Here is an 11,739-nt window from a genome sequence, read left to right as displayed (position 1 = left end):
TTTATACATATATAATGACTGGGAAAATATTCTCCATATTGCAAAGTATTGTAATTATTTAATGAAATACAATGAAGCTCTAATTTTATTGGGAATTTATCCTAAAAAGAACATAAGTTCATGGTTCTTTATTACTATTATTGTTATTTTGGGTAAAAAGAACTATCAAACGAAACACAAATGTAATAAAAATTTAGCCGAATTTCTGCGCGAAAAATGTTATAATTGCAACTGTGAGGTTTGAATGTATCATATTTTGGGTAAATGCTGCGAAATATGACTAAAATTAATAAAAAGGTGATTTTATATATGATTGAGATGCAAGATATATACATGACTTATCCGAACGGAGTAGTCGGACTAAATGGAATAAGTGTGAACATTAAGCAAGGTGAATTTGTTTACATAGTAGGGCATAGTGGTGCAGGGAAATCTACCTTCACCAAATTAATGTTCAGAGAAGAAATCCCAACGAAGGGTAAAATACTAGTCAATGATCAAGACGTAACGAAGCTCAAATGGAAAGAAGTACCTTATTTTCGACGGAATATTGGTGTTGTCTATCAAGACTTTCGATTATTACCAAAGCTAACAGTCTATGAAAATATTGCTTTTGCTTTAGAAGTAATAGAGGAAAATCCAAAGAGCATTCGTAAAAAAGTGATGAATGTGCTAGATCAAGTAGGATTGAAAAATAAAGCGAGGTTTATACCAGATGAATTATCTGGTGGAGAGCAGCAAAGGGTAGCTATTGCCCGGGCAATAGTCAATCACCCAGGTATATTAATTGCAGATGAGCCAACAGGTAACCTTGATCCAAATACTTCCTGGGAAATAATGCACATCTTAGAAGATATCAATGCAAGTGGAACAACGATCATCATGGCGACTCATAGTAAAGAGATCGTAAACACGATTAAAAAACGTGTAATCGCAATGGAAGACGGCGTTATTGTCCGTGATGAGCATCGAGGTGAATATGGCTATGAAATTTAATACACTAAAAAGACACCTAAAAGAAGGCGCGAAAAATACAGTTAGAAATGGTTGGATGACAATAGCATCAGTAGGCGCAGTGACGACAACTTTGATTCTCGTAGGCGTATTTTTAGTTGTGATGTTAAATTTGAATCACATAGCTGGAGCATTGGAAGATGATGTACAAATTAAAACACTAATTGACAGGACAGTAGAACAAACAGAGGTAGATCAACTAGAAGAGAATATTAAAAGCATTGAGGAAGTAGAAACAGTAGAATTTTCGACAAAGGAAGAGGAACTCGATAATCTGATTGAGAGCATGGGGGAACAAGGTCAGGCATGGAGCTTGTATGAACAAGATAACCCTTTGAATGATGTATTTATCGTTAAAGCAACAGATCCTACAGATACGGAAAAGGTTGCAAGTCAAATAGAAGAATTGAATGGCGTGTATGAGGTTAACTATGGACAAGACTATGTGGAGAAATTGTTCACATTTAATCAATATGCAAGAAATATTGGTCTTGTATTAATTGCAGCATTAGTCTTTACAGCTATTTTCCTAATCTCCAATACTATTAAGATTACAATCTTAGCAAGGAAAAAAGAGATTGGGATTATGAAACTAGTAGGTGCAACGAATGGGTTTATTCGCTGGCCATTTTTTGTGGAAGGAATGATTCTAGGTCTACTAGGAAGTATTATTCCAATAGCTATCATCATGATAGGATATTACTATCTATCAGGTAATCTAGTGCTATTGCAGCAATTTAATTTTGTAAAAATACTTCCATTTAATCCATTTGCTTTTCAAGTGGCAGGACTAATTATCGCTATTGGAGTCTCCATTGGTGTTTGGGGAAGCTTGATGAGTGTACGAAAATTCCTAAAAGTTTAGTCTAATTAGCATTCTAAAGCAAGCAGGAACTTGCTTTAGAATCGCTTTCCTCATAGAAACATAGAACAACACGAATTATTACATATAAAGACGAGAAATGTTTTACAAGAAGAGAGGAGAATAGGTGTGAAGAAGCTATTCACAATGATTTTTGCTATATTATTCATATTTAGTGCTTCGAGTACAGTTTCAGCTGAATCTGTAAATGAATTAAAGGATAAAATCAATGATTTAGAAAGTGATAAAAAAAGTGTGGAGAGTGAATCAAGTGAAATAGAAGGTAAAGTAAGCGAAACAGAAGAGGAGTTAGAGGAAAATCAAGCAAAACAAGCAGAGACTAACTCTGAAATCAATCAAATTGATTCTGAATTAACATCTACTCAACAACAATTAGTGGCAAAAGAGCAAGAGATTGCTGAAACAACTAGTAAGATTACACAAACAGAAAATGAAATTCAAGAAACAGAAGAAAAAATCAATACCTTGAATGAAGAAATAAAAGCATTAGAAGAAGAAATTAAAATACTAGAAGAGAAGATAAAAGAGCGTGAGAAACTTTTAAAAAACAGATTGCGCTCTATTCAACAAAATGGTGGAAATATAAGTTACCTAGAAGTCATTTTTGGTGCACAAAGCTTTGGTGATTTTATTAATCGTGCCACAGCGGTAAATAAGATCATGGATTCCGATAAAACAATCATGGAAGATCAAGAAGCTGATAAGAAAAAATTAAGTGAAAATAAGAAAAAGGTAGAAGCAAACAAGAAAGAAATCGAACAAGAAAAAGCATCTCTAGAAGCGAATAAAAAGGAATTAGAGGCAGATAGAGCGAATCTTGAGACCCAAAAAGCAGAGCTGGATCAAATTAAGGCAGATTTAAATGTACAGATGGATACAAAGCAGGATTTAATGAGTGACCTAGAGCAACAAGAGCAAGAATTACATAGTCATAAAATGTCTTTGGCTGAACAACAAGAAACCTTAGCAAATCAAGCAGCAATCATTGAAAAAGCAAAGAAAGAAGCACAACAGAAGATTAATCAATTAGCTGAGGAAAAATCAAATAGTAGCGGATCTTCTAATAGCCCATCTTCTTCTGGAGGATCAGGCCTATCAGCAGGTGGTAGCGGTAGTTTACAATGGCCGACAACCGGAAGAAGATCTTCAGAATATGGTTACCGTTCTTTTAATGGTGGTGGCTTCCACTATGGATTAGATATTGCGAATAGTGTAGGAACTCCAGTGCATGCCACAGCATCTGGTGTAGTGACAAGAGCCAATTACTCTTCAAGCTATGGAAATGTTGTTTATATCTATCATACAGCTTTAGATCTAACCACGGTCTATGCACACTTAAATAGCATAAGTGTAAGTGCTGGGCAGAATGTTTCCCAAGGTCAAAAAATTGGCGGGATGGGGAATACTGGAGACTCTTACGGTAGTCACTTACACTTTGAAGTTCATATTGGAAAATGGAGCTATCATGGGGGAGTAAATCCAGCGAATTATCTACCATAAAGAAATAAATACTAGTAAGACATCACAAAATACTTGTGATGTCTTTTTTAAACGGTCATAATATATAATGTGAGAATTTTTATACTAAAAATATAAATGAAATAATAGTATAAAATAGGAAAGGCTTTTATAAGCTTGAATACAAGGAATTAAATTAATTGTATCGTATGGGGTGGAACAATGAATATAAAGAAAAGATATTTTGCTTTAATTGTAGTGGTAGCAATTTTTATTGGAGGGTTTGGTACATATTTTGGTGTTCAATTGCTATCTAAATTTGAAATACTAGATAATGGTGCAGCTAGCTCAGATCAAGATCTTTTATTAGAATTGGCTGATCAACAAGAGTCCATACAAGAGAACATGGGGAAAATGTCAAAAGTAGTGAATGCATTTACCGTCATTAAAGAAAATTATGTAGAAGACGTGGAAGATAAACAGCTAATTGAAGGTGCGATTCAAGGAATGCTAGGTTCCTTAGAGGATCCCTACAGTTCCTACATGGATCAAGAAACCATGGAGCAATTTAATGAACAAATTGAATCCTCCTTTGAAGGAATCGGCGCAGAGGTTTCCATGGTCGGTGGAAATGTTACCATTGTTGCACCTATAAAAGATTCTCCTGCAGAAAAAGCCGGATTAAAACCAAATGACCAAGTTATTACAGTGGATGGAAATAGTGTAGAAGGTTTAGATTTGCAGGAAGCAGTGAACAAAATTAGAGGAGAGAAGGGCTCTAAGGTTAGTCTTGAAATTCGGAGACCTGGAGTTGAAGAACTCATTGAATTAGAAATAACCCGTGATGCTATCCCATTAGAAACGGTATATGTGGATACAAAAGAGGTAGATGGAAAACTAATTGGTATTTTGGAGCTTACCTCGTTTTCAGAGAACACAGCTAGTGACTTTAAAAAAGAACTAACTAAGCTAGAGGAACAAGGAATGGATGGACTCATTATCGATGTTCGTGGCAATCCTGGTGGCTTACTTCCAACAGTGGAGGAACTCTTAAAAATGTTTGTTCCAAAAGAAACACCTTACCTACAGATTGAAGATCCAACGGGTAAAAAATCAAGGTATTTTTCTAAGCTAGAGTCACCAAAAGATTATCCAGTTGTTACGTTAATAAATGAAGGTAGTGCATCTGCCTCGGAAATATTAGCAGTTTCTTTAAAGGAAGCATTAAATTATGAGGTTGTTGGAACTACTTCTTTTGGTAAAGGTACCGTTCAGCAAACAGTGCCTATGGGCGATGGTTCTACGATTAAGTTAACTCGTTTTAAATGGTTATCACCAGAAGGAAACTGGATTCATGAAAAAGGGGTGGAACCAACGGTTGAACAAAAAATGCCAGACTATTACTATGCTAATCCAATTCAAATTGAAGACGATCCTTTAAGTCTTGACGAAAGTGATCCAAGTATTGAGAACTTGCAAATTATGTTAGATGGGTTAGGATATGAAGTCGATAGAAATGATGGCTATTTTGATGAATCAACAGCGTCTGCAGTGAAGGCATTCCAGACAGATAATGATCTAGAAGCAACAGGTCAAGTAGACCAAAATACAGCTGAAGTCTTACAATCAGAACTAATGGAACATATTCGAAATGGGGAAGACGATCTACAGTTAGAAAAAGCCCTAGAAATAATCACAAAATAAACCAATATAAAGTGAAGGAGACTATTGTTTCCTTCACTTCTTTAATTTTTTGATAAATGCAATTTAGGGGTAGCCAAAAGTTAATTTTTTTATCATAATAGAGAGTACAAGCTGTTCGGAAGGGGTAGGTCATGTTGGAATGGATCATAGAAGTGGGCTTAGCTATTATAAGAATGTTTGCACAGCCATTTTTGTACTGGTTTCTAATATTACTATGGTGGAGTAGCTATTTTAGAATGAAGAAAGAAAGAGCTACTTTTGGTACTAAAGTATTTTCTTATTTTCATGAGGCTAAGGGAACATGGGCCTTCTCCATTATAAGTGGACTGCTTCTATCCATTTTAGTAGTAGGACTTGGACTTACTGTAACCATTCCTGTTGTATATCTTTTGGCGATTATTATGATCGTATTATCGTTATTTAAACGATTTTTTTTCTTGTCAGCAAGCTATACATTAGGAATTCTAACAATTATGGTTTATTTATTAGACGTGTTTGGCGAAGCTATCTTACCTGTAAGCTGGTGGAAAGACTTGAGCAATATTGATTTTATGTACATACCATATTTAATTGCTGCATTACTTATAATCGAAAGTATCTTATTATACCGAACGAAAACAATGGACACCTATCCAGAAGTTACGAAAAGTAAACGTGGAAAGAATCTAGGTAGACATCGCATTAAAAAAGCAACGATTGTCCCTTTATTTTGTTTGTTACCGTCTGGTGCAATTGAGCCTTTTGCAGATTGGTGGCCAGTACTAAATGTTGGAGGAGAATCCTATGGTTTAATGCTGATCCCGTTTATTATTGGTTTTGAGCATGCAGTGAGCAATATTTTACCTGTAAAGGGTGCAAGGTGGATTGCTAGAAATGTCATGCTATTAGCTGGCGTCATCGTGTTGTTGGCAATTGCCGGATATTTTTATCCGGTCATTTCGTTGATTGCCGTTATAGTTTCGATGATTGGAAGGTTTATTATCCAATATGGCTTTCGACTACATGATCAAGAACAGGATTCTGTTTTTCAGCTTGGGGGAGAAGGGGTCATGGTTCTTGGTGTCCTACCAAGAACGGTTGCTGTTACCTTAGGATTGAAGCCAAGTGAACGAATTGTGAAGGTTAATGGAGAAAAAGTAGAAACAGAAAATCAGTTTTATCACGCAGTACAAGCAAATCGTGCATTTTGCAAGCTTTCGATTAAAGACACTAATGGAGAGGTGCGATTTGCGCAGGCTGCCCTTTATGAAGGAGAGCACCATGAGCTCGGAGCGTTATTTGTAAAAGAATAACATGTGTGCTGATAGGTCGACGCTTTTGATAAAATCTAGAAATAGTCTATATCTTGGTTATCTCAGTAAGCAAGCTGGGTATAGCCGAGATATATTTTTTTATCTTGGTGATCTCACTAATCAAACCTACTTTAACCAAGATAAATTCTTTTATCCTGCCTTGCAACAACTCATTATGTCAAATTATATTATAAAAAAAATCCTCGAATATAAGCTACCCCCAAAAATTAGACTAAATATCTAATCTTCGGGAGCAATTCCATATTCAAGTTTAAAATTGTAGCAATTCTTTTAATTCGTCTTCGGAGAGTTTGGATAATAAGGTTTCGCCAGGCTGAATAATTTGCTCCACTAATTCCCGTTTCTTATGCTGGAGCTGATAGATTTTCTCCTCAATCGTTCCCTCTGTAATAAAGCGAATGACTTGGACCACATTTTTCTGTCCAATGCGATGGGCGCGACCTGCTGCTTGTTCCTCTACTGCCGGATTCCACCAGAGGTCAAATAAGATGACTGTATCTGCACCAGTTAAGTTTAGACCTGTACCACCGGCTTTTAATGAAATTAAGAAGAATCCATTTTCCCCTTCATTAAATGCCTCGGTCATTTTCATCCGTTGATCAGATGGTGTCGATCCATCGAGATAAAAACAATTAATTTCTGCCTCTTCTAGTGCATTGCGTATAATTGTAAGCATACTCGAAAATTGAGAAAAGATAAGCGCCCTTTTTCCTTGAGATTTCAGATCTTTCACTAATTCTAATAATTCTTCCAGCTTTCCAGAGCTTCCTTGATAATTTTCAAGGAATAAGCTCGGATGACAACAGATTTGTCTTAATCTTGTGATACCTGCTAAAATCTCTATCTTACCTCTATCAAAAGTACCTTGTTCAATCGTTTTATCTAAATTTTGTTGTATCCGTTGTAAATAAGCTAAATATACCTCTTTTTGTGGCTTAGTTAATTCAGAATATTGAACAGACTCGATTTTTTCTGGAAGCTCATCCAATACATCTTTTTTTACACGTCGTAAAATGAATGGTCTTGTAATTCTTGCAATATAGCTGGAGTCTAGGTTGCTGAATGTCTTTTTGCTACCAAAAAGACCAGGTGAGATCGTATAGAAAATGGACCAAAGCTCCTCAAGTGAATTTTCTATCGGTGTACCACTTAATGCAAAAAATTGTTTAGCTTGTAAGGAACGAACGGCCTTTGCTGTCAAGGTTAGGTGATTTTTGATGGCTTGTGCCTCATCTAAGATAATACAATCAAACCTGCTATCCTCATATAAATCTTGATCCTTTCTTAAAGTGGGATAGGATGTGATTAAAATATTCGTATCCTTATTCCTTTCTAATAGGCTTTTCCGTTGTGTCTTGGAACCGATGATAACCGCCGAACTGAGAGTTGGTGCGAATTTTTCGATTTCCTTTTGCCAGTTGTATAGCAAGGAAGCCGGTGCGATAACCAATGCCTGATATCGATCTGCTGTCATTTCTACTTCTGATAATAGGTAGCTAATCGTTTGTAATGTTTTTCCAAGTCCCATATCATCTGCCAGTATGCCACCTAAATGGTAATGGGACAAGGTTTTCATCCATTGAAATCCAGTAATTTGATAATCACGCATTTCTGCTTTGAGCTTATCTGGAAGCGAAAACTCTAATTGTGCAGGGTTTTTAAGCTCTGTTAGCATTTTCTTAAAGGCATCTGTGAAACGATGCTTGTTAGCCTCCAGCAGCTCCTCAATTTGAAAGCTTCTTGCTGCGGGAACACTGATTTGTCCCTCTTGTAATTGTTTTTTGGTTAAATGTAATTGCTCCTGTAAGCGTTGAAAGGATGAGAAATCCTCAGATTCGAGTTGTAATAATGCGCCGTTCGGTATTCGATAAAACCGTTTTTTCTCAATTAATGCTTGTAGTATATTTGTGACATGTTCCTCTGTAATTCCTTCGATATCAAATGTGATATCTAGCATACCCTCGGAAGGTTGATAATCTACCATAGAGTTTAACGTGTAATGTGATGGATCAATGATCATATTTTTAACTTGGGATGAAACCAAGACGGTAGCTAGCTGCTCTAATGCTTCTAAGCCATCGTGAAGAAACTGATAGATAGCTTCCTCTTGAAACAAAAACATGGCTTGATTAATCTCGATAAAACCACTATCGCGCAAGAGAAGGATTAGTTGCTCTTCTCTTACAGGATCTCTTTTTACAATTCCTTCCCCAATGATTTCATCTTTTAATGGGTAAATAGTTGTTTCTCCATATTGAAAGGCAATATCTAATCTGATAGCCCCTTCCACTTCCTCTACCCACACCTTGCCTTTAAGGGGATTTGTGTTTAATTGTTTAGACATCCGTTCTGTCATTTCCAGTTTCCCAACTTGTTCGAATTGGGGCAGAACATTTCGAACAAACGTATCCATTTCAGATGGTGAAATAAGTTGTTTTTTCTTAGATTGAAGTGGAACAATTCGAAATAGCTTCTCTAAAATTAACTTTTGCTTATTATTCATCTTATAAATATGATGATCTTTAATTAAATAGCGATAGCTTTCCAGAAAATAATAGGAGCTTAAATCAGACATTTCTAATGAATAAGCATTTGATTGTAAATAGTCAATTTTAAATTCTAACTGTTCGGTCATTTCGCTAAATTCAATCGAACTAAATTCTCTGTTCAGCTCTTGTTTAAATGTATGATTCGTATTCGATAGTTTTTTCAAAAATAGATCACTAACACTTGGTGGTAAATAAACACTTCTTGGTTGCTCCATTTTTAGTGTATAGCTATTACCAAATAGCCTTTCTTGCTCATAACAGGTCAATAATAGCTCGATTAATTCCTTGTCATATGAAGGAAAAAAATGTTGGGATGGAAAATAGGTAAAGGAATGGTTGACTTTATAGGATTCCCCCATTAGCCATGCCTTAAAAAAAGAGCGAATATCCCGTATGACATAAGGTCTCTTGTCCCCTATTTTTAATTCTAAAGCTAAGGCATATTGCGTATTTTTATTTGCTCGTTTTAGAATAAGTTGAAATTCGGTTTGGAGCATTTGTGGCGATCCATCTGCTTTCTTCTGTTCACGGAAGGTGTGAAGTAATTGCTTAGCAAATAAATCTGTATCTTGAGTAGGAGCGGAACGTGTATCACGGTCCACCGCATATCTCCTTCGATTCGATTGAGCATCCTGTGTGATAGCAAGCAAAACCGCTGCAATATGTTTACACGTCTCATGTGATGCAAATGCTGGACAATTGCAGGTGGTTTCTATATCTAAATTGTCTGTAAAATAGATGCGAATCGTATATACCTTTGCTCCTTTTACTAATCCTCTCCACGAATTTGTAGAAGGGTTGTAGGACAGGCCGTAAACCTTACCATCTTTATAATATTGAAGTCCTCTATGATAAAAACGATCACCAGTTAATTGGCGAATCGATTGTTCGTTCATTTGTATGTGTTGCATAAAATCCCATCCTTATCAAACACTTTTGCAAACCATCATTATATTATAACAAGAAAAATAACGGATTTCATCATGATTGACTTTTGATCAATAAACTGCTATTTTTAACTATCGGAAAAAGTTGACGTTATAAGTAATGAAATCAATAAATCGGTGAAAGAGGGATTGGAATGGGATTACAGGAAGAGGTTCAAAAGCGCAAGACCTTTGCGATTATATCTCACCCTGATGCAGGGAAAACGACCATGACAGAAAAATTACTTTTACAAGGGAATTTGATTAGATCGGCAGGAACAGTGAAAGGGAAGAAATCTGGAAAATTTGCCACATCGGATTGGATGGAAATCGAAAAACAGAGGGGTATCTCGGTAACGTCAAGTGTGATGAACTTTGAATATGAAGGATTGAAAGTTAATATTCTAGATACACCTGGGCACGAGGATTTCAGTGAGGACACGTATCGAACATTAACCGCTGTTGACTGTGTTGTGATGATCATCGATGCAACGAAAGGGATTGAGGCACAAACGATTAAGCTTTTTAAAGTCTGTAAAATGCGCGGAATTCCTATTTTTACTTTTATTAATAAATTAGACCGAGAAGGTAGAGAACCACTTGATTTATTAGACCAAATTGAGGAAGTATTAAATATTGAGACATATCCAATGAATTGGCCTGTTGGTATGGGGAAAAGATTTTTAGGGATTTTGGATCGTTATCATGATCAATTTATTCGGTTTAATGGTAATGAAGCGGAGACGTATATTGATTTAAAGGATATGGATCTAGAAGAGAATAAAGAGATTAGCGAACATCCGACTTACAAAGAAACATTTGAGGAGCTGGAATTATTAAATGAGGCTGGTGATCAGTTTTCCTTAGAACGGGTTCTCCAAGGTGAGCAAACTCCAGTATTTTTTGGTAGTGCATTAGCACCCTTTGGTGTGGAAGTATTCTTTGATACTTTTATTAAATTAGCCCCTGCACCAGGACCGCGAAGAACGAAAGAAGAGGTAATCCACCCTGATTATCCAGATTTTTCAGGTTTTATCTTTAAAATCCAAGCAAATATGAATCCTCAGCATCGTGATCGAATTGCTTTTTTACGTGTTTGCTCAGGGAAGTTTGAGCGGGGAATGAATGTACAGCTAGCTAGAACAGGAAAAACCATTCGATTAGGCCAAACACAGCAGTTCGTTGCTTCATCTCGTGATACAGTAGAAGAAGCCTATCCTGGTGATATCATTGGAGTATATGATCCGGGCTCTTATCGGATTGGAGATACGTTGTTAGAGGGAAAGAAAACCTTTGAATATGATGAATTACCACAATTTCCACCAGAGCTATTTCAACGTGTAACAGCAAAGAATGTCATGAAGGCTAAACAGTTTCGAAAAGGAATTGAACAGCTGGTACAGGAGGGAGCCATTCAGCTGTTTCGTGGTTATCCAACGGATTCTTACATTATAGGTGCAGTTGGTCAGCTTCAATATGAAGTATTTCAGCATCGTATGAAGCACGAATATAATGTCGAGGTCCTGCTTGAATCAATCGGTGATAGAATACCACGGTGGTTGAAGAAGGAGCAAGTAGATCCAGCATTATTTGATGAGCGTAATTTACTTGTAAAGGATCGTGAGGATGAGTTTCTCGTTTTATTTAAAAATGATTTTGCGTTAAGATGGTTTATAGATAAACATGCGGATATTGAGTTAATTGATTTGTTTGAAGTGAATCAGTATGACCAAGCGACGTGATGTAAGAGGAAGCACAGCTATAATTCGATAGCTGTGTTTTTGCTATGGGATGTTTTGACGTTCGCTAGTTGGTTATAATGAAAAATATAACTACACGAACGAATATTTGTTCGCTTTTTGTTGGAAGTTAGTGTATAATAGAGAATATGT

The 11,739-nt window shown here is 36.2% G+C and carries 7 protein-coding genes; 6 read left to right on the top strand and 1 reads right to left on the bottom strand.

The annotated features are described in order from the left end of the window. Positions 1-309: 309 nt before the first annotated feature. From ftsE to DLJ74_RS04630, 5 genes are all read left to right on the top strand, one after another. Entirely contained in the window at positions 310-996 is a 687-nt protein-coding gene (gene ftsE / locus DLJ74_RS04650; RefSeq protein ID WP_054859900.1) for a cell division ATP-binding protein FtsE, read from the top strand. Beyond that, positions 986-1,879, top strand: a complete 894-nt coding sequence (gene ftsX / locus DLJ74_RS04645) for a permease-like cell division protein FtsX (RefSeq protein ID WP_109983543.1) — start codon at positions 986-988, stop codon at positions 1,877-1,879. Before ftsE ends, ftsX begins: the two co-directional genes overlap by 11 nt. Before the next feature lie 126 nt (positions 1,880-2,005). Next, positions 2,006-3,397, top strand: coding sequence for a murein hydrolase activator EnvC family protein (locus DLJ74_RS04640; RefSeq protein ID WP_109983542.1), 1,392 nt, complete (start codon positions 2,006-2,008; stop codon positions 3,395-3,397). 180 nt (positions 3,398-3,577) lie between these two features. Beyond that, positions 3,578-5,059, top strand: coding sequence for a S41 family peptidase (locus tag DLJ74_RS04635; protein ID WP_109983541.1), 1,482 nt, complete (start codon positions 3,578-3,580; stop codon positions 5,057-5,059). A gap of 131 nt (positions 5,060-5,190) precedes the next feature. Then, positions 5,191-6,351, top strand: a complete 1,161-nt coding sequence (locus DLJ74_RS04630; protein ID WP_109983540.1) for a PDZ domain-containing protein — start codon at positions 5,191-5,193, stop codon at positions 6,349-6,351. Between the two features lie 271 nt (positions 6,352-6,622). Here the strand turns inward: DLJ74_RS04630 and DLJ74_RS04625 are convergent, their stop codons facing one another. Continuing rightward, positions 6,623-9,832: a DEAD/DEAH box helicase gene (locus DLJ74_RS04625; RefSeq protein ID WP_109983539.1), complete on the bottom strand. Its 3,210-nt coding sequence runs from the start codon at positions 9,830-9,832 to the stop codon at positions 6,623-6,625. A 170-nt stretch (positions 9,833-10,002) separates the two neighbouring features. Here DLJ74_RS04625 and DLJ74_RS04620 point away from each other — a divergent pair, with 170 nt between their 5' ends. Continuing rightward, on the top strand, positions 10,003-11,589 hold the full coding sequence (locus tag DLJ74_RS04620) for a peptide chain release factor 3 (protein ID WP_109983538.1): 1,587 nt from the start codon (positions 10,003-10,005) through the stop codon (positions 11,587-11,589). Positions 11,590-11,739: the final 150 nt, after the last annotated feature.

Source organism: Gracilibacillus dipsosauri (assembly GCF_003176895.1).
Taxonomy (GTDB): Bacteria; Bacillota; Bacilli; order Bacillales; family Amphibacillaceae; genus Gracilibacillus; species Gracilibacillus dipsosauri.
Note: the sequence above shows the minus strand (reverse complement) of the source record. Positions and strands in the feature narration are given on the sequence as shown.